This is a genomic window from Chryseobacterium sp. GTID13, assembly GCF_056172655.1.
This window is the reverse complement of the sequence record NZ_JAOCMB010000005.1, coordinates 331,319-356,613: the sequence shown is the minus strand read 5'-3', so window position 1 is coordinate 356,613 and position 25,295 is coordinate 331,319. Positions and strand designations below refer to the sequence as shown.

15 protein-coding genes and 3 pseudogenes are annotated in these 25,295 nt (G+C 35.0%); 6 read left to right on the top strand and 12 right to left on the bottom strand.

All coding sequences use genetic code 11. From position 1 onward, the window contains the following. Nucleotides 1-521: 521 nt before the first annotated feature. The 8 genes and pseudogenes from N4G44_RS07555 to N4G44_RS07520 all read right to left on the bottom strand — a co-directional run. Nucleotides 522-1,402, bottom strand: a pseudogene (locus tag N4G44_RS07555) (DMT family transporter). 643 nt (nucleotides 1,403-2,045) lie between these two features. Further along, nucleotides 2,046-2,684 carry a DUF2652 domain-containing protein gene (locus tag N4G44_RS07550; RefSeq protein WP_474925658.1) on the bottom strand — a complete coding sequence of 213 codons (639 nt, stop codon included), beginning with the start codon at nucleotides 2,682-2,684 and terminating at the stop codon, nucleotides 2,046-2,048. A 277-nt stretch (nucleotides 2,685-2,961) separates the two neighbouring features. After that, the gene (locus N4G44_RS07545; protein ID WP_474925656.1) at nucleotides 2,962-3,159 is read right to left on the bottom strand and encodes a hypothetical protein; all 198 of its coding nucleotides are present in this window, start codon (nucleotides 3,157-3,159) and stop codon (nucleotides 2,962-2,964) included. A gap of 368 nt (nucleotides 3,160-3,527) precedes the next feature. Beyond that, on the bottom strand, nucleotides 3,528-4,436 hold the full coding sequence (locus tag N4G44_RS07540; RefSeq protein WP_474925654.1) for a DUF5655 domain-containing protein: 909 nt from the start codon (nucleotides 4,434-4,436) through the stop codon (nucleotides 3,528-3,530). 64 nt (nucleotides 4,437-4,500) lie between these two features. Then, entirely contained in the window at nucleotides 4,501-5,673 is a 1,173-nt protein-coding gene (locus N4G44_RS07535) for an Eco57I restriction-modification methylase domain-containing protein (RefSeq protein WP_474928296.1), read from the bottom strand. Nucleotides 5,674-5,717: 44 nt separating this feature from the next. Beyond that, nucleotides 5,718-6,341 (bottom strand): DNA methyltransferase family protein, encoded by a 624-nt coding sequence (locus tag N4G44_RS07530; protein ID WP_474925652.1) that lies wholly within the window; start codon nucleotides 6,339-6,341, stop codon nucleotides 5,718-5,720. A 4-nt stretch (nucleotides 6,342-6,345) separates the two neighbouring features. Further along, entirely contained in the window at nucleotides 6,346-6,831 is a 486-nt protein-coding gene (locus tag N4G44_RS07525; RefSeq protein ID WP_474925650.1) for a hypothetical protein, read from the bottom strand. Between the two features lie 570 nt (nucleotides 6,832-7,401). Then, nucleotides 7,402-8,454, bottom strand: a pseudogene (locus N4G44_RS07520) (Eco57I restriction-modification methylase domain-containing protein); the annotation flags it as partial. Nucleotides 8,455-8,664: 210 nt separating this feature from the next. On the opposite strand from N4G44_RS07520, the gene N4G44_RS07515 reads away from it, so the two are divergent. From N4G44_RS07515 to N4G44_RS07500, 4 genes are all read left to right on the top strand, one after another. Then, a complete protein-coding gene (locus N4G44_RS07515) occupies nucleotides 8,665-8,808 on the top strand; it encodes a DUF6443 domain-containing protein (RefSeq protein WP_474928295.1) in 144 nt (47 codons plus the stop codon). After that, the gene (locus tag N4G44_RS07510; RefSeq protein ID WP_474925649.1) at nucleotides 8,781-9,116 is read left to right on the top strand and encodes a hypothetical protein; all 336 of its coding nucleotides are present in this window, start codon (nucleotides 8,781-8,783) and stop codon (nucleotides 9,114-9,116) included. The genes N4G44_RS07515 and N4G44_RS07510 overlap by 28 nt, the downstream gene beginning before the upstream one ends. 158 nt (nucleotides 9,117-9,274) lie before the next feature. Continuing rightward, complete coding sequence (locus N4G44_RS07505) at nucleotides 9,275-9,862, top strand: hypothetical protein (protein ID WP_474925648.1); 588 nt, start codon at nucleotides 9,275-9,277, stop codon at nucleotides 9,860-9,862. A gap of 217 nt (nucleotides 9,863-10,079) precedes the next feature. Next, nucleotides 10,080-11,759: an RHS repeat domain-containing protein gene (locus tag N4G44_RS07500; protein ID WP_474925646.1), complete on the top strand. Its 1,680-nt coding sequence runs from the start codon at nucleotides 10,080-10,082 to the stop codon at nucleotides 11,757-11,759. Between the two features lie 689 nt (nucleotides 11,760-12,448). Here N4G44_RS07500 and N4G44_RS07495 read toward each other — a convergent pair. Both N4G44_RS07495 and N4G44_RS07490 read right to left on the bottom strand, forming a co-directional pair. After that, nucleotides 12,449-13,438, bottom strand: coding sequence for a site-specific integrase (locus tag N4G44_RS07495; RefSeq protein WP_474925644.1), 990 nt, complete (start codon nucleotides 13,436-13,438; stop codon nucleotides 12,449-12,451). A 71-nt stretch (nucleotides 13,439-13,509) separates the two neighbouring features. Then, complete coding sequence (locus N4G44_RS07490; protein WP_474928294.1) at nucleotides 13,510-13,680, bottom strand: hypothetical protein; 171 nt, start codon at nucleotides 13,678-13,680, stop codon at nucleotides 13,510-13,512. Between the two features lie 822 nt (nucleotides 13,681-14,502). On the opposite strand from N4G44_RS07490, the pseudogene N4G44_RS07485 reads away from it, so the two are divergent. Both N4G44_RS07485 and N4G44_RS07480 read left to right on the top strand, forming a co-directional pair. Continuing rightward, nucleotides 14,503-14,931 (top strand): annotated as a pseudogene (locus N4G44_RS07485) (recombinase family protein); the annotation flags it as partial. After that, nucleotides 14,914-15,597, top strand: a complete 684-nt coding sequence (locus N4G44_RS07480) for a recombinase family protein (protein WP_474928293.1) — start codon at nucleotides 14,914-14,916, stop codon at nucleotides 15,595-15,597. The pseudogene N4G44_RS07485 and the gene N4G44_RS07480, both read left to right, overlap by 18 nt. Before the next feature lie 469 nt (nucleotides 15,598-16,066). Here the strand turns inward: N4G44_RS07480 and N4G44_RS07475 are convergent, their stop codons facing one another. Both N4G44_RS07475 and N4G44_RS07470 read right to left on the bottom strand, forming a co-directional pair. Next, nucleotides 16,067-16,591 carry a hypothetical protein gene (locus N4G44_RS07475; protein WP_474925641.1) on the bottom strand — a complete coding sequence of 175 codons (525 nt, stop codon included), beginning with the start codon at nucleotides 16,589-16,591 and terminating at the stop codon, nucleotides 16,067-16,069. A 76-nt stretch (nucleotides 16,592-16,667) separates the two neighbouring features. After that, the gene (locus tag N4G44_RS07470; protein WP_474925640.1) at nucleotides 16,668-24,989 is read right to left on the bottom strand and encodes a GEVED domain-containing protein; all 8,322 of its coding nucleotides are present in this window, start codon (nucleotides 24,987-24,989) and stop codon (nucleotides 16,668-16,670) included. Nucleotides 24,990-25,295 lie beyond the last annotated feature (306 nt).

The window sequence follows — 25,295 nt, the reverse complement described above, 5'->3', positions numbered from 1 at the left end:
TTCTTTTTTATTTTAAGTACTGTATTTTAGAAGATTCATTTCTAAGTAGTAAACCTAGGTTTATTTATCATTTTAATTTATATATAAGGCTACAATTTATAAATTGTAGCCTTATATATTTTCCGCAAAACACAGGAATTTCACCAGCTTCTTCATCATCATTTGATATTTCCTTCCCTCATAAATATCCGCAATAAAAGCACCAAAGCTGCCGTTTTTGTTTCCTTATCTATTCCTTTCCAAGTTGGCAAAATCAAGATTCCGGGCAATTGCTCACCAACATCGTTAAAAGTTTCTTATTTACTTCCTTATAATCATCAATTTTAAAGCTTTGTGCTTTAAAAAATCCGACCCATCGCAAGTAATGCGACGAAAATATATTTTTTAATAATACTCTATAAGTTCGTCCTGAAAGTTGTAGATAATAAATTCTTCTGATAGTGGAACTGCTTTCATCATTTAGCTGTTTTAAGATGTAATTACAATCAATTGATCTGTATTGTTTTGATTTACAACTTATATTATTTGACAAATTTCTTTGTAGCAGCCACACATAAGATTACACCTGCTGTTACAGCTAACATCCCAACACTTACTTTTTCATGAAGTAAAAACGAAGCTAATGCCAAACCCAAAAACGGTTGTAACAGCTGCAGCTGTCCTACAACGACTGTTCCGCCTTGTGCTAAACCTTTATACCAAAAAATAAATGCAATGAACATGCTGAACAGCGATACATAAGCCAGACTACCCCATGCACCAACACTGATCTTTTCAAACGAAACCGGCATAAAAATAAATGACAGTACAACCATAAAAGGTAAAGAAGGAACCAATGCCCATGAGATCACTTGCCATCCACCCATTACTTTTGTTAATTTAGCACCTTCTGCATAACCTATTCCACAGAGAATAATAGCACCCAGCATAAATATGTCTCCCAAAGGCGACGTTGATAAATCTTGTGACAAAGCAAAACCTACAACCAAAAAACTTCCTATCATTGAAAAAATCCAGAATATAGGATTGGGACGCTCGCCACCCCGAATGATGCCAAATGTAGCAGTGGCAAGAGGCAGTAATCCAATAAAAACAAGTGAATGGGCCGAAGTAATGTATCTTAAAGCCAATCCACTTAATAGAGGGAAACCAACTATAACACCAACTGCCACTATAATCAAAGGAAAAATATGTTCACGTTTTGGGCGCTGTTCCTTAAAAATTGATAAAACGATCACCGCAAGAACTCCAGCAATAGAAGCCCGGGCCGCCGTTAAAAATACGGGATTAAACTCCAAAACAGCTACCCTTGTAGCAGGTAATGATCCGCTAAAAAAATCACACCGATGAATCCATTTAACCAACCACTATCTATGTTTACTTTTATATTATTTTTTAACATATTTCTTAAACTATTTTTTAAACTCATTTTCTTCAGCTATCAAGAAAATTTTATCAAAATTAGACTAGGAGCTGATTATCCATATAGTCCAATTCTGATAAATACTACAAACAAATTTTAAAATTTGCAGAAAAAATTCAACAACTATTATTTTGCCTCAAAGCATATTGTGTATAAGACCAAAGCACTTGAACGATTTGTTTGGGGGCGAAGGCGATGGAACTACCTTTATTATCTATGATACACTACAACAGGAAAAATTGGAGAATTCATATGCTGGGAAAACTATATGCCATTACTTAAAAGCAGACTTCAACAAAAGGCTTTAGAGAAAAACACCCTGATGACTATATACTTTAATTATGTATTGTACACGCATAATAAAAATGCGAAAAAACATCTTTAAATTCTGTAGGAGCAAATATTCGGTAACTGATATGTCCTTCCCTATTTCTAGCTTTAGCAAACAAATATATTTAAAATTTCATAATGCTATCTAACAACAAAAACCGTTGAAATAAAAATCAACGGCGATCAATTACGAATGAGAACCTAATCCCAAGCCATAAACCCTTCATAGGCAAAATAAATTAGAGCAATATAAAAACCATATTTAACTAATTTTTTAGTTGTCTTATAGCTTTTAAACAATACCGGGTTGTAAACTGATTTGTCGAATGAAGTTTTTGATGTTTGTTGCATTTGTTTTATTTTTTATGGTTGTTATAAAATTGTTCTCTTGATAATTAATATAGAAATATTCTTTTTCCGTTTCAAGCGATGCCTTTGAAACCATAGCATTGGTCATCAATACATAAGTATTACTTGTTATATTGTTTTTCAACAATGCATGAGCCTTAACGACGGGTTCCCCATATAATTTCTTAAAGGTGCCAATGGTATATTCTGAGAAAGTTCCGTAGTTTGCTACTAATTTTAATGATAAACCTAATTTATATCCAAGGATAGCCTCTATTTCTTTAAGTTTTATCGTAAAGCTTCTTAGCATTGTCTCGTAGAGTTTTAAGATTTTCTGCATAGAAGGTTTTTTACCAAACTTGTAGAACAATATTGCATCTCCTTCGATCTCTGACACGTTCATACCTAATTTATTAGCCTGCAAAATGGTAGAAAGGAGTTCTCTTGTAATATAACGACCTGCTTCTATGCAAATGTTATTTACGAACTCTGTATAACCGCTGATGTCAGGAATAACTATAAGTCCTTCTTCAACCCGAATATTCTTGTTTTCTGACAAATATTGCTTGTATAGATAGTCCATGATGACATATTTTTTAGTTCTTTGAGACAAATTTAGATACACCAACAGAGGAAAAATTGTAAGAAAACGAAAAGATTTCGATTGAATATCCTAGACAATGGCCACTTTTAATTCAGGGGTCTTGATCACTAAGCCTTCAGCACTTTCAGTATTATCGCCCCTTCCAAAAATAAAGTCCACACCATCAATGACCTCCTCTTCAGGCTCTGCAATATGGGTTGCCAACAATCAAAGAACCCATCGTATTCTGTTTTTCCGAAAGTTCCGGCGTTTCTTTCTAGTGAAGTTTTGATTTTTTATAACGCATATACCGGAACATCCGCAAAGGCATCTCCCATCCCAGATAATGATCCCTGATGATCATGGGAAATGTAAAACCTTTTGAACGATTTTTCCAGACTGCCGGCGTGCCCGCTTTTTCCGATTGTTTTCGGGTCAATTGGCGCCTGAAGTTATAATAGTTTTTGGTTGTCATTTTTCGTGTCCCATTTTTAAATTTTACGAATGGGGCACGAAATAGGACATAAAATCGTGACCTATTTTGATTTTTTTGATACCTGCGCTAAAACAAAAAACGCTGTAAACATGATGCTTACAGCGTTTTAGCTTATTTTGGTTTCTAACCTGGCGGAGAGTGAGGTAAAACCACCTTCTCTTTAAATCTCTTTATTGATCGACATTTCCTGAAATTAAGATTCAGCGACTCACCGAATTACTCACTTTTGAAATGTAGGTTTTTGGTTCGTTTTATTAAATCAAATGTATAGAATTTTAATATTCTATACAAGACTTTAATCAATTTTTATAGCAATAATATGATCATTCTCTAATTATAATGAATTACTAAATAGCTTGTTTCACAAGACTCATTATATATTCCAAATTTTCTGTGTCTTTAACTATTACTTCATAATCGCCATTACCATTATGTCCTTTAAGTTGAGAAACATCTCTCATAAGATTTTTAGGATCATCAAGCTGTCCTTTTTTTAGGTTAATCCACATTTTTAATGTATTTGTTTGAACTTCTATATCAATTATATTTGTCTTTGTTTTAAAGGCAATATACCATTTTTTAGGATGTAGTTCTATCTCAGAAGATAGATTTAAAATAGCCTGTTTATAGTCTTCATACAATTCAATAACAGAGTCGTTTTTTTCTGATAGATACAGTTCTTCTGTATATACGGTAACTTCCTTTGTCACCTTGTTTATTGCAGAATTTTGCTCAGATCTTACTTCTTTTATATTAGGAGCAGCTTTAGACTTTTTGATTGGGTTAATCAATATTATGTCGTTTTCATACTGTTTAATCTCCCATAGCTCTATTGGTAAATCTTTGAAGTTTGATGCTTGCTTTTGAAAATCTGTAAATGCAGGTGAAACAAAAACAATCTTAGATTGAGACCAATCAATATCTATCCTCTTTATAACTTCGTTTTGACTTTCATTATACTCTACAATAAAGTCTGCCTTATATTCAAGCATTAGATTTAAGTAAGAAACTCCTTGATCAACAACAGAAGAATGTCGGTCTTTTTTATATTCAATAATGATAAAAGAATTGTTTTCTATATCATAAGCCAATGTATCAATTCTATTAGCTTTTATGGTAAATTCAGATTTAATAAATTTCCATCCTGTTAATTTTTCTAAATTAGCTTCAAAGATACCTTGAATATCTTTTTCAAGTTTAAAAGATTTTTCACTTAAATTATTTAAACTTTTTCCATTTTTTATAAATAAATGCATGGTGTTCTTTTATAGTACCCAAATCATTTAATTGCTTTGGTATGATTTGTCCACATTATTATGATTAAATCTTTATCTTATATTTTTTTATCAAAAAATTATCAATTTCTTCTTTCGTTTCCCCATTTAAAAGAAAGTATTTGTCCTCCTCAGTGAGCTTACAAATTCCAAAACCCTTCACATAATTTTTTGCATATGATAAATACCCCGAAGAATAAGGCTTACTTGTATTCTGCATATAATAATCGAATACCTTTGACTCCAAAATTCTTTTAAGAATTTTGAGTTCTTCTACAGATTCATCAAAAATTGCATATCCACAATATATTAACATATCTTTTTGATCTGTAAATACAAAATGGGGCTCTTTTGCCATATATGGAAACAATAATTTATATCCTTTATCTGTAAGAGCTTGTGTTCGCCCAAATGCATACCATTCTGGATACTTTCCATTACCTCCATCTCTTTCTTTTAATTCTTTCTTATGGGCACGTAAATATTTATATGTGTTAGGAAAGTTTGACTTTAGATGATCTTCAGAAATTAATGCAAGAGGTGTAACTCCATTAGTATATGGGTAAATAATTTTCTCTTTTACATTTTCGATTTCATTTTCATTTTTAAGGATATTTGGTTTGATTATTTCCCTGCAAATATTTTTTTCGATTTTATATACTTTGTCATTTCTCTTTAGAAAATAGTAATTGTCATTTTCATCTACAGGTTTGAAAATATAAATATCATTACTTAGAGTAGCTATACCATTTTTAATTTTATACTCTTCTCCCAGGTTTTTACCTGCTCTTTCTATCTTTTTTATGTTTGCAATAATAAGATTATTGTTTAAAAGCCAGCCTTTATTGGCATCCAAATCACTTAACTTAATCTCATTAAAATATTTTAGGTTATTATCTATTAATGTATGACTTGTTTCTTTTTTATACAATAAATATTCAGCATTAGACTTTACAATAAAACAAATACAAGTGTAGGCAGATATATTTTCAAATATTTTTTCATCTCCAAAATCTATAATATTAATATTATATTGTTTCTGTTGAAAGTACTCTCTAAGTCGTCTTGCATTTACACTTTTGAAAAACGAATTCACCGTAATATAGCCAAGAACACCATTGCTTTTTAAGTTTTCCAGCGCAATTTCAAAAAATGGTATATATAAATCCGGATTTCCTGATTTTGTCACACCCCAATTTGATAACATCTTTTTAGTAATATCATCTATATTTCGAGCACGGACATAAGGAGGATTCCCTACGATTAGATCAAATCCATCATATTTTTTTTACTTTTACTTTTGGATTTCCAATCAAACGAAAGAGCGTTACCACAAAATAGATTGAATTCAAAATTCTGTATATCTTCATCTACTGATATTGCTAATAGGGAAAGAAGTATTTCTGTGCGTTTTATACTGTTTTCACATATATCAAGTCCCCAGATATTATCTCTAAAGATCTCAAAAAAAGATTTTTTAGTTTCAATTCTCAATTTATTAGCTATTGTAAATAGAAAAGCTCCACAACCACAGGAAATATCTGCTGTTTTGACAGTAGTTAAAGGAACTTTTAATTTAGAAATACTGTTTTCAACAATGAATGACTTAATATAATTCGGAGTATAAACCGCGCCATTAACAACTTTATCTTCTTTAGGAATAGCTAATTCAAATGCTTCAATTAAATCATCAAATGAAAAAGAATTTTTAAAAAATTCTATATAGCTATATAATTCAGAATCAGAATCAACTATCAATGACTTAATAAGTTTATTTCTTACAACATTCAAATTATTCGATTTGATAAAAACAGAAACCAGAATTTTATTTAACGTATTAGCATCATCACTAAATTGATTAATAATATTTTTTAAATTCTTGACCATTTCATTACTTGTTATTTAACAATTCTATTCTATCAATATTTCTACCCCTCTCATTAAATAATGCCTGCTCCTCTTTGGTTAATCCATAAAATTGATAACATACTTCATCTAACTGCTCCCATTGTCTATTAAGTAGAGTTGCAATACCTCTTTTTTGACTTGGTGAAGATCTTATATATCTTATTTGTAATTTTTGAATTCTTTTTGATAAATTAAATAATTTCATTTTTAAATCTATATTCTTACTAAAACTTTCTCCTGGAAAAGGAACAGGTTCTAAAAACTGCTTATTAAATTTAAAATATCCATTCGATTGTGGATTGGCAATAGAACGAGCTAAGACTGAATACACTTTAGAGTTAATTATTGAAGCAAAAGCATAAAGGTTAATTTCATTAATTTCAGGCAATTCTATATAATTAACATTTGCATTATCACAATAATGCCTGTTTGAAAATGTTATAGCTGCATAAGTATCAAGTGCAGTCATTGGAATATAAACTTTCGGAAAGTTTCTAGCTATATTATTAGCACGAGTGAATAAATGCCAGCTTTCTCCCTTTAAAAGTCTTTACATTTTTTTGTATAGTTTGCTTTGTCCTGCTCAAATAAGCTCCAGCTAAAGGAAATTGCTCACAAAACTCGTTAAAAAGTATCTCATAAGAAATTCCATCTACAACCCGATAAGGAAATATACAGTATGCTTCTGGTTTATCATCGCGATATGGATGAAAACTTTCATTTGGCAATAATGCACAACACGCATTTAATTCAATTTGGAAATTATTTTCTAAATGTGTTCTACCTGTTATAATACCGTTTTCAATTGAGATTGGTCTTATATGATATGCTTCATTCCACAATGCTTGAATACCAACCCTAACTCTAGCATAATTTCCCAACGTTCCTACACGTTCTATTAGCTTTGTCTTAATTGTAATAAGTTCCGTATCAAAACTCCACGGATGTTCAGAAACTGCATTTGCAGGTAAAAGTGTATATTGCTCGGGAGCTGTATCAGGAGTTTGAGAATCTCTTAGAGCACTAGGAAGAATTTCTACTGTATCTCGAAATAATTTGAAACTGAAATACTCGGGTGCCGTTTTGTCCAATAATAAAATAGAAACATAGGTAACTCTGTCTTTGAAAATAGATGTTGCTTCAAAATCTATTATTGATGATAGCAATCTAGAATTTGTTATTATTTCTCTGATTTTTTTACCATAGTCAGTTTTAAAGAATCTCTTTTGGACAATAAAACCTAATCTTCCTTTTGGATTCAATAGATAAATGGATCTTTCGATAAATGGAATCGCAAGATCAACTTTACCGTTCTTCGCAGAAGGGTAAATAGACTTAATATATGCGTGCATAAAAGGTAGATCCACATTATAATTTCTTACTTCCACATAAGGGGATTCCCTATAATGTAGTCAAAACCTTCTTTTGATTCAAAGACTTTTCGGAAACCATAATCACTATTCCAATCAAATAAATTAGTTCTAAGAATCTCATCTTCATATTGTGTTACTAATGGGAAAATTTCCAAAATATCTGATCCAACAAGAGAATTTCCACATCGAATATTGTTTCCAATTCCATTTAATATTTTATCTCCAAACAATCCTATTTCATTATAAACTTCAGCATATTCCGATGAATCGATAATTTTAAGAGATAAAGACATTTTTGCAACTTCAACAGCTTCTGTATCAATGTCAACACCAAAAATGCAATTATCTAAAATTGTTTTTTTACCCAGTAAATTAACAATAACCGACGAACCTGTATTTATAAAGTACTTTTCATAGTCAGGATGTTGAGTTGAAATATATAACTGTTTAAATATATCCTCTAAATAATCATATGTCTCAATTATAAAAACTCCGCTACCGCAAGCAATGTCTAAAACCTTAGTAGAAAGAAAGTTTTCTATACCATCATTTAAAAGCTTATTTTTTGGTATAGTTCTTTTAATAATTTCCTGAACAATATATTGAGGTGTACTTATCGCACCTCTACTTTTTAGATATTCACTTTTTATCTCATCTTTGACTTTTCCATTGTTAATATGTAACTTTTTTGATAAAAAGATTTCATAAATATCGCTCAATAACTTTGTCGGGATAACATCAAAACGATATGGTGATGGGTAATACAAATGCTGTAATAACTCATCAAATACTTCATTGGTTATTAAAATATCATGTATGGAATTTATCCTATCGAATAATGGACCATCATAATGTGTGTAAAACTCAAAGTAGGAAGAACTTTTAAAAACATTCCAAAAGCCTTGCTCTCTGAATAAAAGTAAGAGTCCATCTTCTTCTATTTTTCTTGCCTCGCATATTATAATAACGAACCAGCATTCTCTGAAAAAGTCCTTGAGGATTCTCCTTTAGATAGGACTTTATTCCAAGCTTTACCCGGGCTTGAATGGAAAAAAATAGTGGTCATGAGTTGAAATTTGAACATGAAATAAATCTGGCCTCTGATGAAGTAAAAAGATATGATATTGCCTTAACGTATACTTCGGATATTTATAATCCTTCATTGACATTAAACTTTACATATCCTACTGGTAGTCTTATAAAGAAGATCATAAGAGATGAGGATTGGATTTCTTCTAGCGGAAGTAATAATACAACTGAAGACTACATTGATAAAGAAGGGAAAACAATCCTTCAAAGAAAGTTTATCAACGGCACCAATGCAGATACATATTATATCTATGATATATATGGCAATCTTACCTATGTCGTCCCCCTTTAGCATCAGATGCTGTAAAAAACCTATCGTCTGGTCTGTTCCCTGATTCCGTAATGAATTCATTATGTTATCAATATAAATATGACAAAAGAAATAGGTTAGTTGAGAAGAAATTACCGGGAAGTGGTTGGCAATTTATGTTATATGATAAACAGGACAGATTGGTAGCTACGAGAGATGCTAATTTAGGATCAAAAGGACAATGGCTGTACACGAAATATGACCAGTTTGGAAGAGTTACCATTACAGGAATTGGAACGGGTGGATCAAGAAGTGTAGAACAAAATATTGTTGATACTTATGGACCTAACAATGTCAATAGGTTAAGCACAGCTCCCTTCGCAAGACAAGGAATGGATGTGTATTATGGAAATCAGGATATAACCTATCCAAATTCTACCAAGTGGGTTACTTTATTGTCATTAAGCTATTATGATACTTATCCAGATTATACTTTTAATCCTGTTATATCTGATGTTTTAGGAGAGGCTGTATTAAGTGATAACATAACAGGATCTTCAATAAGTAGTAAGTCACTGCCTGTAATGAGCTTCTTAAAAAATATTGAAGACGATAATTGGACAAAAAGGTACAACTATTACGATAATAAAGGTAGGGTTATTGGGACACATTCAATTAATCATATTGGAGGATATACCAGGGTAGAAAAAAACTTGATTTTACAGGAACAGTGCAGAAACAGGTCACAAAACACAAAAAAACACAAAGCTCGCAAAATGAAATTGTAATTATTGAGGAATTTACTTATGACAATAATAATCGATTGGTAAATCATACCCATCAAGTCAATGGTGGAGCTATTGAAAACTTAACTCATAATAAATATAATGAATTGGGACAATTGGAGCAAAAAAAGTCGGTAATACCATTGCTGCCCCACTTCAAACTATTGATTATACATATAATATCAGGGGATGGCTTACAAGTGTTAATGACCCCAATAACATGAGCGAAGACTTATTTGCTTATAAGTTAAAATATCAAAATCCCGAAAATTCTTCTTCGGCATCTCCTAAATATAATGGCAACATTTCTGAGGTAGATTGGAAAACTGGAAATGATGGTATACTACGAAGATATGGTTATCAATATGATAAATTAAACAGATTGTCAGCGGCAATATACCAAAAACCGAGTCTAACTGTTCCTCAGACAAATGCATATAATGAAAGCATTACATATGATTTAAACGGGAATATTAAAAAACTGCTAAGGTATGGAGGATCTGATACAAATAATGCCATGAAAATTGATGATATAGATTATACATACGATGGCAATATGCTTGTTGACATGTGGGATTCGAGTGGTAATGGACAAGGGCTTGACGGAGGTGGTCTCATGGTGTATGATGATAATGGTAATTTAGTAAACGATGATGCTCATTTTATATGGAGTACTAAATACAATTACCTTAATTTACCTAGTGAGATAGAGAAAGATATCGAAAAGTATTATTACACATATTCATCTGATGGTACTAAGCTAAAGTCATTTCATCATTTAATTGAACTAAATGAGTTTATAGATATAGATTATTTAGATGGATTTCAATATAGCGGTACACTAAAATTTATTCCGACAAGTGAAGGTTATTATAGTTTTACTGAAAATAGGTATATTTACAATTATGTTGATCATCTGGGAAATATAAGATTAAGTTATGCTAAAAATGCTTCTGGACTTCAAGTATTAGAAGAAAACAATTATTATCCATTCGGGTTAAGGCATCAAGGTTATAATTCTGCTCCAGGAGATCCTAATTACAACTATAAATTTAATGGTAAAGAGCTATTAGCAAATGGTTTTTATGATTATGGAGCTAGATTATATATGCCTGATCTCGGAAGATGGAGTGTTATTGATCCACTAAGTGAAAAGTTCTTTGATAATGGTGGATATAATTATGCTATAAATAACCCGATAAGATTTGTCGATAAAGATGGAATGGATATCTATTTATTAAATGAACAAGGAAAATTTATTTTGGCTAAAAAAGAAGCTAAGGATGATATTGTTTTTGGGTTCGATTCTAAAACAGGTCGGTTAAATGATAATAATGGAGATAAGAGAATCGATGATAAAGATGGCCAGGTTGTCAAAACAAAAGGACTCGTAGGACAACTATTGTATTACAGAGATGGAAATAAAAAAGATTCCCATGGTGCTTATCATCAATCTATAAAAGAATATACGAACCAAGTTAAAGAGGATATGTTTAACCTTTTTCATTATACGGCATATAATGCAAAAGGTGTTGAATTCTCACTTACAGATTTTAATTTAGGAAGTAAGAGGTTTATCTCAATTCAAACATATAATGAAAGAAGTCAATCTCCTGGGCCTGATCAAATTGGAGTTTATGATAACGTGAATAGACAGTATCATAACCACCCTTTTATAAGTAAATATGAAAAAGATTACACTGAGTTAAATGCTATGGGCGCAAGAGAAAATGGAGAATATTATGGTTCAGGAGGAGACTTTGGAAGTGCTGTAATGTATAAAACGGAATATCCGAATTATGTATTTTTTCCTAAAAGTTCAAATCTATATAATGTAACTCAAAATGGAGTTTATTTAATAAGAAAAATAAATAATGATAGTAAAAATTTAAGTAAATGAGACAGTTTGTAATATACTTAGTATTTGTTTTATTGCTATTTAATTGCAAGAAAAATGATGAACGATTTTTTAAGCCAAGCTTACAGAATGAGATTTTAAAATATCAAAAAGAATACCCTATAGTAAGAAAAAAAATAATTTGAATAAATATTTTGTTTACGAAATATCTTTTTCAAAAAAAAGGATACATTAGTATCAATCTCAATCAGCACTTTTGGCATTAAGAAAAGTAATAGTTATGGAGTTTATGAAAATGATGTTTTAAAGCCAACATATATAATTGATGATGGATTATATGGAAAATCACTTGTTAATGTTTATAAACGAAGTGGGATTGATTCTTTGATCTCTAAAACTCCTCCCCCAATAACTGATATAATTTATCCGGTTTATCGATATAAAGTAAGTGGAGGAAAACTTATTTTTTTAGATTCTAGATAGATTGTTGTAGATTATGACTTTTTCTATAAAATTTCGAAAAAAGAGGTTATACGCTTTTTAAAGAACTGGAAAAATTTAATACTGAATTATTGAACTTCATTAAAAAATAACATGATACAAAAGAGGCTGATATATAAAAACCAGCCTCTTTAATTTTTATTGATGTCTCATCCCTACTCTCACAGGGAAAATTATCTGTTAGCTTAAATACATATAGCTGTGTGAAAGGCATTAAAATATTATTTTGCTTAGAATAGAAAACTTTTGTTTTGCATAATAAAATCTAAACCTACTTGCGAAATAGTGTTAATATTTTTAAACAACCTTTTTTTAGTTAACATACTCTTTAATACGAACATATCCTTGCTTATTTTTTTGTCTTGAATTTTGGCATAGTGTTGTGTCATTCTGATATTCGTATGCCCAAGCATTTTACTTACCGTTTCTAATGGCACACCATTATTTAAAGTAACTGTCGTCGCAAAAGTATGCCTTGCGGTATGAAAAGTGATATCAAAATCAATTTCACATAAAGCACCTATTTCTTTTAAATATTCATTGGTCTTTTGATTGCTAAGCACAGGCAAAACAGTACTTTCATTCACGCATTTTGGATGGTTCTCATACCTGTTTATAATTTCCTGAGCCTGAGTTAACAAGGGAATACTGGCTTCAACCTTTGTTTTAGCTCTTTTGGTTTTTATCCATAATCCTCCGTCAATTCCCTTGGTAATTTTATGCTTTGTCAAATTCTTAACATCGATATAAGCTAAACCTGTATAACAGCAGAATACAAAAATATCACGGACAATTCCCAATCTTTCAGAAATGAATTTCTTAGAACGAATTTTCTTTAATTGCAAATCCGTTAGAAATCTCACATCTACCGTTTCTATTTTAGATTTATATCCAGTAAAAGGATTTTTATTCATCCATTCGTTGCTAAGGCAGATATTGATTATTTTCTGAAAATTCTTGATGTATTTTACAGCAGTATTATTAGAGCAGTTTCTTACAGTACGCAGATAAAATTCATAATCTGCAACAAATCCGGGATCAATATAACGAACATCAATATCCGAAATCTTAAATTTCCATTTCATAAATGAATCAGTATGTCTTAAAGAAGTTTCATATCTTTCCCATGTGCCTTTAGAAAATTCTTTTCCTATAAGTTCTTTCATTTTTGAATTATGATCTTTAAAGACTTCAATGAGGGTAACCTTTCTTTTTTTCAATTCCAAGATATTTATTCCGTAGATTTTCGCAGGTTATCTCTCTACCTTCATTAAACAGGATGTTATAGCATTCAAATAATTTGGCTCGTGAACTTTCCAATAAGGAATTTAATTGTTTTGCTTGGGGAGTATTTCCTGTTACCCTTCCTGATTTTACTCCATTGTGAGGTTTTTACCGTTTGTCCTGTTGAAATTTCTGTTCGGCGTCCAGCAATGGTAATTCGCAGGTAAATAGTGGACATTTCAGGATTGTTCTTTGCTTTTTTTGGATAGAACAGTAAGCTGTAGGTTTGCATAACTTTAATTTTTAAAGGTTAATAATATTACTGAACCTTTATACCTACAAGATGTTCAATGGATGAACAAGTTGCTTAATGAGAATTCGGTGAGTCAAAATGCTATCTAAAAACGACTCACCGAATTACTCACTTTCGATTTGTGTTTTTTTGATATATTTTGATAATTCCAAACAACAAAAAAGCCTTTAAACACTATGATTTAAAGGCTTTTGATTTTATTTGTTTCTCCAACTTGCGGAATGAGAGGTAGTCCTGTCGAACTCTTAATACCATTCTTGAGTTTTCTAGACACAATTAAATAACTGATAGTCAACCAGCTAAATTACACTAATTTAAAATTAAATAAGCTTAACAAAGGTATTAATTAAAAATCATAATTGGCAAGGGAGAAACCCCAAAAAAATCCATATTATCAAAAGCGTCTTGAGGGGTTACAATCGAACACTTGACATCAGGCAAAACAAAAACGCAGTAAAATAAAATATTACTGCATTTTGTAGAGCACCAAGCATTAATACCACATTATTTTGCAATATCTATTTTACCTTGTCTTCTTACATCATAATTTATTTTCAAAAAAGGCTTTACATCTTCTCTTGTACCATTCCAGCCCAGCCATTCTGTAAATTTAGAAATAAGAGCTTATAAAATTGTTCATATAATTCAGATGTATAAGTGAAATCATCTATATTTTAAATAAAAATACTACTCTTTATACGTTTATATTTCATAAACCCTATACTTATGAAATAAGCATATTTATATGTCAGAGTTAGCACCGATGAACAAATGAGAAAAGGCTATTCTCTTCCCGAACAGGAAGAAAGATTGGTGAAATATTGTGAACTGAATCAAATTGTTGTTAAGGGAATCTTCATGGAAGACTTTTCAGCAAAGGACTTTAATCGGCCTGAATGGAAAAAAATAATTAAAACTTTAAAAAATAACAAAAAAAGACCTGCAGAGAATATACTATTCATTAAGTGGGATCGATTTAGCCGTAACATTGAATATGCCTATCAAATGCTTGGTATATTAAGAAGCTTAAATACAAAGCCATTCGCTATTGACCAACCAATCGATTTTGATGTTCCTGAAAGTATAGTGATGCTTGCTGTTTATCTTTCAATACCTGAAGCTGAAAACAACAGAAGGGGGCGAAATGCTTCTGATGGAATGCGTAGGGCTCGAAAAATGGGGAGATGGCCAGGAAGGGCCCCAATGGGATATATAAACCAGTCAACACAAGATGGTAGAAAAATCATGAAACTTAAACAGCCACAGGCTGATTTAATTAAATGGGCTTTTGAACAGTTTGCAACCGGTACTTATTCAATGAGTCGGGTGAGAACGATGGCGGTCCAAAAAGGTTTACTATGTAGTAAGAATAATTTTTGGAAGATATTACATAATCCTATTTATTGTGGGATAATTACAGTTAAAGCAACTAAAGATGAAGAGGTTCAATACGTAAAAGGAATTCATAAGCCGATCATAACAGAGAACCTTTTCCGAACAGTCCAGTTATTACACAAAAGTAAACGTAAACAGAATGAGTCAAAACTTCAAACAAAATTTCTATTCCCTCTCAGAGGAATCATAAATTGTCCTTTTTGTGGACGAAAGCTTACAGGAAGTACATCTCAGGGCAAAAGTAAAAAATACAGATATTATCATTGTAGTACATCTAAATGCAAAGGCAGATTTAGAGCAGATTTTTTGGAAAAATCATACGAAAATCTCTTAAAAAAAATCACCCTCATTCCTAGTGTACATGGACTTTTTAACCTCATTCTCGAAGACGAAAATATACTCACAGCAATATGGTCTGTTTCTTCGTTATTTCAGATGAAGTTTTAAAAAGTGATTTTAAGCTACTCAAATTTGTCCGGTTAGACTTGAACCACACCCAGCAAAAGACTGATTTACTGCAATTTATGATTTCCAAAATATCATTTGCCATGAATTTGCCATAACACTACACAATTTTCCAATTGACATTTTCTAAATCAACTTAAAAAAGATCCTACAACAAAGGCATAAAGAAACTTTAAATCTTAATTCAAATATACAAAATTCATGGTTGAACTTTTTCATTGAGGATGGGTAGTGGCAAATACTTCGAAGAGTTAATGTAAACCCGGCACATAGTGACAACATTTAAAAGATAATGGAATTGATCCATGCAATAAGAAGGAATTAAGAAACCAAAATGAAAAAACCGCCCCAAATGCTTTTGAGACGGCTTCTTTTCTTTATCAGATATCTTCATCATTCCTAAAAATCATTTCATCTTCTTGATCGATTTTGTAGACCTGCAATTTCAATATTAAGGCTTCCAAAAAGACCACTTCGTACCATTATAAACTGCCAATTGTCTTTTTACAGTATCATACACTATCATACCCGGACTTGGATTGATTATGTTAAGATGAGGACTTGCTACTTTAGGTAAGATCATAGCTTTATCCGTATCTTCAAGGACAAGGATTCCTTTAATTGCATCTACTCCTCCGGTTTTTGTAATAGCTATTTTTGCACCGGGATGCTCAACCTTATCATCCCCCTGAATACTCAGATCAGCCGCTCCAGAAGGGTCAACACTTAAATCAAACCATGTATTGGTATCCTGAAGGTATTTTACTTTATGATCAGTAGCATCATAGATAATTGTTCCACTTTCTGAAATTCCTTCTTTTTCTGTAACATAAGGAAGAATCAATCCTTTATTCTCATCATCTCCAAATTCAAGAGATACGGAACCGTTAGTAACACTGTTCTTACTGATAGCCACCTGTGCCCGAAGCTCTGTAAGAGAATATAGTATTAATGATATGTATATTATTTTTTTCATAATTATTTTTTAGCATATAAATTAGATTTCGTAATTAACAGCAGGCATTTTTTGCCTGATGTAATTTTCTTTTATTCTAATCGGGACAGGTTTGTGTGGTAACACAATACCACCCGAAAGAAGTACCATTATCTTTTGAAGTATACATTTTCAAACATTTATTGGTCACATCATACACCAGCATTCCTTCAACATAGTTATCCAAAGGTATTCCTACAGGATTACCGATGCTATCAAAGGTTATCTTATTCGGAACAAAGCCTTTGGTTTTAGCTTCCAATACCAACCATCCTCCAGTACGTACCGCAGGCCAGTTATCTGCTTGTGCTCCCGCTCTGTTCAATGAGGTAATACCCATTTTACTGATCAATGTTTCTCCTCCTGTTGTTGCTCCCGGTTTGTAGCAGTATCCTCCGCAGTCAGGGCTCCAGTCAAGATAGTAATCTTCCACTTCGCCATCATTGGCTTTTAAGACACTGCGTTCATCGGCAGGTGTTGCTGTATTGTCATTCAATACTGCTGATGTAAGACGAAGACGTACAAAGCTGCGTAATAATTCACCATTTTGGCATCCTCCTATTGTTCTTGTATCCGGCCACTCGATACTTATGGTCTGTGCGGATGATGAAGGAGATACTGTTTTTACTACAGTTTCAGAAGACTCAAAAACTCCATTGCCATTCCAATCTATGAAACCGTACAGATAAGCTGTAGTCCCTGTACTGTTCGTCAATGGAATATTAAGTGTATAGGTAGAACCTGTTATTTTTGCAGGGAGTACATCTGTAAAAGCATCTTCATCATCCCCATCGTCATCGGTATCATCTCCGTTCGCTTCATTAGCATTTCCGGTAACACTAAACTGAGGCCCATCTTCACTGTCTGCTGCTGTTGCTCCTAATTTAAGAGGGTTATCTGCCTGACTGTATTTTATCTCGTGCTTAGCTTTATCACCTGAATTATAGCGATCATCAAGATCTCCGTAATCAAAAGCTGTAATACCACAAAGAGGTCCTGTAGAAGTTGTCTTGGTAAATGTAAATTCATCAGGACTATTGGTACATCCGTTACATCCATCCGATCCGCCTACTGTATGCCCAACATATCCATACCGGTCACTTCCTTCTTTGGCCAATACACTGATGTGTCCTCCGGATTCTGCATGAACTATCTTTCCCTGCTGGATAGTTGTACCGTTATTTGCAGTCATCGCTGTTGGAATATTCCAGCTGGTTGGGCTTACTGTTCCTGATCTGTTTCCACCGTTACTTCCTGCATGATAAGCACGATTTTTATCTGTAATAAGGATGAGGCTGCTTCCCGCCGCTGTATCGTGGTTGTTGGCAGAAATCTTTATTACTTTATCAATGCTACTGGTAACATCTACCTGATTGCCTGCTGCTTCAGGTTCTTCATTCATTTGGGTAATCTTTGCCCAGGAAGTCTGTGTAGTTGTATTTCCTATACCCAACTGTCCTGAATCGTTGAATCCCAATACATGTACCGCTCCCGCATTATCTAAAACGAAATAGGATGCGGCCGTAGCTCCGTAGCTGATATCTACCTGTCTTGCAGGAAGAGATCCTGAAGGGGATTGCATAAGCGTTGCATAATGCTGCGTTGCTGTTGGTGTACCATCTCCTACAAACACATTGGTACCCCATGTATAGAACTGATTACCATTTGTTGCAATAGCTGCCGCCCCTACTGTACGTACATCCAACATTCCTGTAAGAGGTGTTGTATCGTTGATCATTACTCTATGCCAGCCTGTATTACCATTATTGGTAAGCAAATTACCATCTCCCTGAATGGCATTATAATCGTTGGTTGTGCTCGCAGCGTTAGTTGTACTTCTAACCCATACTTCTCCCCCTGTAGTTAATAATACAAGAGATCCGGTATTGGATGAATAGGCATTACCGGCATCAATCATTTTCACTCTGGCAGGCGGAACACCGGCAGGTAAGCTAATCGGTTGAAATGCCGGTCCGTTTGTAACGGCCGCTGAAACACCATATCCTTCATCTCCCCATGCATATAAACCTGCTGTAGAAAGTGCAAAGTACTGATGATAGTTCATGAATGTACCTCCCAGGGTAGAATTTGAAACCAAGGTAGCCATTAGCAACCTTCCCTGGTAATTGTAACCTGTCGACGGGTCTATTTTTTTAGGTACAACTGCATTGCTTGTCCCGTTTGGATTGGATAGTTCTCCAAATACCAGATAACCTCCGCTCGCGGGTCTCACAAGTGTTGAGTGGAATCCCGCCTGTATAGGGTCCATGATTCCTAATAAGGAACCTGCATTACCTGTACATAAAGGATCCGGAGCATTAATTCCTGACAAATCTACCGAAAGCTGGTAATCTTCTATTTCACCATTTACAGGTACCGTACCATATATTCCAGAGCTAAGCCCATCTCCTATAGAACGTTCATCAACATTGGCTGTAGATGCATTATCTGCCAGTGAAGCACTTGTAAAACGCAATCTCATATAGGTTTTATCTGCTGTACCGCTATAAGGCACTGCCGCCCATGTAAGGGTAGCTGTCTGCATACCGGTCGCACCCGTAACGGCTGCTGAAGTATATTCTTCTTTGGTAAAACGTCCGTTTCCGTCAAGATCTATCCATGCATGCAGGGTTCCGGTTCCGGAAATACTTTTATAGGTATTTACATCTACAGTATATTCTGTTCCCGAATATAGCATTGGCAATGGTGTACTAATACCATCCTCATCTATACCGTCTCCATTTGTTCCGTTATTATCAGCTCCGGATGTGACTGAATTTTTTGCTGCTTCAACATCATACGTTCCTCCCAGGTATAAGGTATTGACTGTTTTATGTCTGGCCGTAACAGGAATACTGCTGGTATTCTGTTCAAAATTATCAGGTGCATCTCCAAAATCATATGCAGGATTAACTTCCAGCCTGTAATCTTCAATTTCGCCGCGATAAGCAGTTGCAGCATAGGTGCCTGTGCTCAGTCCGTCGGCAAAAGCTCTTTCATCATAGGCTGTAGTGGCTGCAACATCTCCCATGACAGCATCTGACAATCTTAAGCGCAGATAAACATATGGAGACGCTATATTTGTAGTTGAAGCTGCTGTCCAGCTAAGAGTAACTGTCCCATTAAGAGTATTATTAACAACTGAACCAGTGGCAACTTCACCAAGCTCAAAGACACCATTATTATTAAAATCCAGCCACCCTAATAAAGTTTTAGTTGCACCTACTGTATTGGTCACTTTAACCGGTAATGAGAATACTGCATTAGGGGTAATTTTATGTTCAGAAGGAATGATTCCGTCTTCATCTGCTCCGTCTCCATTCATTCCATTATTATCTGCTCCTGCTGCGACACTTTGTGGTAATGCTTCCGCATCAGGAGTTACACCTATTTGTAATGCCGCGCTTGAAATCTGACGGGCAGGAATTAATACACCTCCAGGTTGCTCATAACTTACCGGCACATCCCCATAGTCAAGATCAGTCGTTACAGGTATTGTATAATCTTCTATTTCACCGTTATACAGTACGGGAGAGGCTGCATATTCCCCGGTATCAATCCCATCTGCAAGAGCACGCTCATCAACCAATACATTGGCATTATCTGTCAGGGTTCCTTCTGATATACGCAAGCGCATATACAATTGGCCAGTGTTTCCTGTAATAGTTGAAGCAGAAGGAAGCCATGTGAGTGTAGCTGTACCATTGTTGGTCCCACCGGCAACTGATGCTGACATCATTTCTTTTGATTCAAAATGACCGTTGTTATTAAAATCGATCCATCCATAAAGTGTTCTGGAAGCTCCCGTATTATTGGTAACATTTACATTCAATGTATAACCTCCTCCTGATACAATCGGACCAGGCGTTGCACCATCCTCATCATCGATTCCATTATTATCATCACCTGAAGCTGTTCCAGCCAGAATTTGCTTGGCAGATTCTTGATCTGCAGGCTTATTTCCAAGATATAATCCCTGGCTTATGGTCTGCCTTGCAGGCGCTAAAATATTACCTCTGCTTGTATCATAATTATTATCTGATGCATCCCCATAATCATAATCGGAGATAACAGAAATACGATAATCTTCTACTTCTCCACCATATAATGTTCCATATACTCCTGATATTAAACCATCACCTATTGAACGTTCATCAACTAACGCAGCATTGGTTCCTGAAACCTGATCAGTTAATGTCCCCAGTTCAGATATACGTAAACGCATATACAATTCTGTTGCGCCCGGCTGAATGGTTGTTGTATTGGTCCATTTCAAAGTGATTGTCTGTTGGTTAGGTAAGCTGGGTACTGTGAGTGACTGTGATACTTCACCAGCCTCAAAACGACCATTCCCGTTCATATCTATCCAACCGTAAATCGGTTTGGCAGTTCCTGAATTATTCAAAACATTTACCTGTGCATAGTAAGGAACTCCTTTGTAGATCGGGGCTAGATCAGTTATTCCATCTTCATCTGCTCCGTCACCATTTGCTCCATTATTATCTGCGCCCGCTGCAACAGAATTAGGTGCTGTTTCTGTATCTGCAATGTTTCCTAGCCGAAGTACGGACGATTGTGCCTGTCTGGCCGGCATATATGCCCCGTCTTTATTATATTCATAGTTTACCTGGGGTACATCTCCATATTCATATAAATTGCTGATCAGAAACTGGTAATCTTCTATTTCTCCTTCATCAAGCCCTAAACCAAAGCTTCTTGTATCTATTAAAGCTGTATTGGCATTATTGGTATTAGTTATGGTTGTTCCGCTAAGCCTTAATCTCGCATAGGTTTTACCTGCTGCCAGCACAGATGCGGAAGCATTGGTAGTGGTCCATGTCAGGGTTACATATCCTGTCGTACCTGCTGTTACTGAAGGTGTTGCAGAAGCTGCTTCATTACCATTAAAGATGCCATCTCCGTTAAAATCTATCCATCCGAAAAGATATTTACTTCCTGTAACAGTAGTATTTACCGGTACTGTAAGTGTAAATGGTGCACCACTTGTTACGGTTACCGGAGTTGCAACTCCGTCTTCATCCGTGCCATCTCCATTATTTCCATTATTGTCTGCACCTGAAGCAACTGAATTATTTGAAGGCTCATAATCCACCGTTGCTCCTATAGTCAGTTCCGGTGTAACTCCTGAATTGGTTTGTGATGCCGGAGCTCCGTTTTCGTAGGTTGCCGGAGCATCTCCATAATCTCTTAGTACTGTTAGCTGATAATCTTCCACTTCTCCAAGAGAAACTGAAGTATAGGCTCCTGAAATCAGCCCGTCTGCAATTGCTCTTTCATCTACCACTGCTCCATTACTTGCAGCTGTAATATAATCCTGAATGCTGATTTCTGTATTGGGTTGTATAAGCCTCAATCTCATATACACTTTCCCTGTTGCAGCAGCAATGGTATTTACCTGAGCTGCTGTGAAAGAAATAATTGCAGTAGTTGCATTATTGGCCACTGTGGTAGGAGTAGCAATACTTTCCCCAACCTGGAAACGGCCGTCATTGTTAAAATCTATCCATGCGTAGAGGAATGCATTGGTTCCGGTAGTATTATTTACTGCTACTGTAAAATTATTGACCGCATTGGTACGGATATTTAGCTGGTCTGCATTTAATCCATCTTCTTCTTCACCATCTCCGTTAGGCGCATTATTATCTGCTCCCGGGGCAACGGATGTCGGTCCTTGTTCCAATACATAAGCCTGTCCTAGATACAGTCCTTCTGTGGTATAATTACGGGCTGGTTTAAAGTTAGCGGTAGCAGTTCCGTCTTTATCCATTTCATAGCTTTCCGGTGCATCACCATAATCCAGGTCTCTTGAGACTTTAAAGCGATAGTCTTCAATTTCCCCTATTGTTGCAGTAGTATAAACTCCCGTGCTTGCCCCATCTCCTATCGAACGTTCATCTACAGCTGTTGTTCCGGTATTATCCGCTCCCGCTGTTCTGGTTAATCTTATACGTACATAAAGATCATTTACATTACTTGGAATTATATTGGTTTGTGTTCCCCTGAACCAGAATGTTTTTGTGGAAGTGCCCACGGCTACTGCCTGGTACCCTGAAACTGTTCCGGTAGCAGCAGTATAGGCAGCTTCATTACTCTGGAACTTACCGTCATTATTAAAATCTATCCATGCAATAATATTAGATGCAGCTGCTACTGTTACGGGTACAGATATATTGAATGGAGCTCCTTTGGTTATTATTGGAAGGGTCCCGCTTAAACCGTCCTCATCTGCTCCATCTCCGTTATCATTATTGTTATCGCTATTGGCGGCAACACTTAAAGCGGATTCTTCATCATCCGTTTTATCACCTATATGATACATTGATAAAGCAATCTGTCTTGCAGGCAAGCCATTTTCATAAGCTAACGGTACGTCTCCGAAATCATATAAATCTACAGGAAGCTGGTAGTCTTCCACTTCACCATAGGCTATTGTCGGAGCATTTGCAGGGTTAGATGCTGAAGCAACGCCGTTGCCTATGCTGCGCTCATCAACCGAAGCTCCTGCAGTATAATCCAACAAATTTAAATTTGAAAGACGCAACCTCAGATATACTTTATCTGTATTTGTACTAATTAGGTTGGTTTGTGCTGCCGACCAGGTTAATGTAAGATTTGTGGCAGCAGTTAAAGTGGTACTCGTGGACGCCAACTCATTTGCCTGAAAGCGATGGTCTCCGTTAAGGTCAATCCATCCGTATAAATATTTAGTTCCTGCCAATGTCCCCGGAATATTGATTGGAAGTGTTATTGAATAAGGAACCCCACGGCTAACACTGAGGATCTCTGTTATTCCGTCTTCATCAGCATCGCCATGTTCATTATCTCCCTCACTATTATTTTCTCCAGGTGCTGTTACGGAATAGGGAGCCGTTTCTACATCGTTAAATGTTCCTATGCTGAAATCATTTAGCTTAGCATGTAGTGCCGGAAGTAAGTTATTATTAATATCATATTCAAAACTGGAAGGAACATCACCAAAATCATAAACTTTAGCAACTTCTATCTGGTAATCTTCTACCTCCCCGTTTGCTACGGAGCCATGGTCTGCAGCATTAGTAGCACTACTGGCTCCATTTCCTATGCTTCTTTCATCAATAAGATCTCCACCTCCTGCTGCAGTTGTAAAATCGATCAGGGATCTATCTGAAACCCTGATCCTCATATATAATTTATTAATATCAGGAGCAATTGCAGATACTTTTGCCGCAGACCAAACCGGTTTTAATGGAGCATATCCTTCGGTATTATTGAAAGTTAATACATTATCTGCCATTTCATTTGCCTGAAATCTTCCATCATTATTAAAATCGATCCATGCATACATATATTTCGTGGTAGCAGTCGCGCTATTTCCGGCTATATCCATACTGTATGCCACTCCTCTTGCTATCGGGCCTGCTGAAATCGGGACAGCATCCTCATCTACACCATCGCCGTCAGGAGAATTGTTGTTATTTCCTGAAATTACTGATGCCGGGGCAAGCTCAAGGTCCGGTGGTACGTTTCCTACGAGAAACCCTGGAATGTTATAACTGTGAACAGCAGGAGCAAATACTCCGTCCTTTGTCATATCATAAGAAACCGGTACATCACCATAATCGTATACTGCTGATGTCACGCTGTTCCATGTTGTCCCTACATTAATAGCATCTACTTGTAATGCGGGTGCATTAGCAACCGTCCCCTGCATGAGGAAAGCCGATGATAACGAAGTTATATCAGCAATAGCAGGAGCATGAATAATATCCGGAGAAGGTTCCGATGCCAATGACGGATTTACAAATAGTTTCACCATATCATTAGTAGCCCCGGATATTTGCTCATATTTCAGGACCAGCATAATATTACTTCCAAACGGCCTTACTGTTGTTTCATAATCAGCAACAGCTGCTGTTTTCCCTACTCCGAAACTAAATCCGGTCCCATTGGATTTAATATATATTCTTGCATTTTGATTGGTTCCGGAACCCAAAGCAAAGAAGTAATCACCTGCAGCCTGTGCAGATGTAACATTTACAATTAAGGAGGAATATACTGAAGGAATAGTTCCGCTTAATGTTGTAGAGGTAAAGGATCTGTAAACATCCTGTCCACTGCTGGCCAGCGTCACCTTATTTCCAAAATTATTTGCAATGGAATTGGAATAAGTGAGATTTCCACCCGAAACGGATAAAGTAGGGCTAGTACTCGTACCAAGTACAGTCCAATTAGCTGCCGTTAATAATGTTCCCGGGGTGTAATTAAAACTATCTGTCAGCAAAGGGGCCTGTGCTTTCATGAGGGAAAAGGCACAAGAGGTTATCAGTATAACCCATGCAGACCATAGCCCATACATCCGGACGTTGGTAATAAAATTCATCAATGTTTGTATTAAGTTGTTATCAATTAGAGATTCCGCAAAGAAGCTACAGTATATTGACTGTGGGAAAAGCTGTTTTAAAAGCTGCCTGATTTGAATGCGGATAAGCAATATGTAAATCTACATGTGAAAATGGTTCTATGTGATTTATTAAATCGACATGTTCAAAGGGTAAATTTTTAGAATTCATCATAGGTATTTATTTAGAATGTTTTTATATGTAGCTGACTAAAAGCATATACTTTATTTCAGCTTTACTGAATATTTAAGTAAAAGGAGGAGAGCTGCAAATTCAACGTAAAACCA

Coding starts and splice junctions, on each gene's coding strand:
- N4G44_RS07510 (WP_474925649.1), top strand. CDS start 8,781: ATGGAAAAAAATAGTGGTCATGAGTTGAAATTTGAACATGAAATAAAT.
- N4G44_RS07550 (WP_474925658.1), bottom strand. CDS start 2,684: ATGGACTATCTATACAAGCAATATTTGTCAGAAAACAAGAATATTCGG.
- N4G44_RS07540 (WP_474925654.1), bottom strand. CDS start 4,436: ATGCATTTATTTATAAAAAATGGAAAAAGTTTAAATAATTTAAGTGAA.
- N4G44_RS07470 (WP_474925640.1), bottom strand. CDS start 24,989: ATGAATTTTATTACCAACGTCCGGATGTATGGGCTATGGTCTGCATGG.
- N4G44_RS07490 (WP_474928294.1), bottom strand. CDS start 13,680: ATGTCCACTATTTACCTGCGAATTACCATTGCTGGACGCCGAACAGAA.
- N4G44_RS07545 (WP_474925656.1), bottom strand. CDS start 3,159: ATGACAACCAAAAACTATTATAACTTCAGGCGCCAATTGACCCGAAAA.
- N4G44_RS07480 (WP_474928293.1), top strand. CDS start 14,914: ATGCGTAGGGCTCGAAAAATGGGGAGATGGCCAGGAAGGGCCCCAATG.
- N4G44_RS07500 (WP_474925646.1), top strand. CDS start 10,080: ATGAGCGAAGACTTATTTGCTTATAAGTTAAAATATCAAAATCCCGAA.
- N4G44_RS07530 (WP_474925652.1), bottom strand. CDS start 6,341: ATGGTCAAGAATTTAAAAAATATTATTAATCAATTTAGTGATGATGCT.
- N4G44_RS07475 (WP_474925641.1), bottom strand. CDS start 16,591: ATGAAAAAAATAATATACATATCATTAATACTATATTCTCTTACAGAG.
- N4G44_RS07525 (WP_474925650.1), bottom strand. CDS start 6,831: ATGACTGCACTTGATACTTATGCAGCTATAACATTTTCAAACAGGCAT.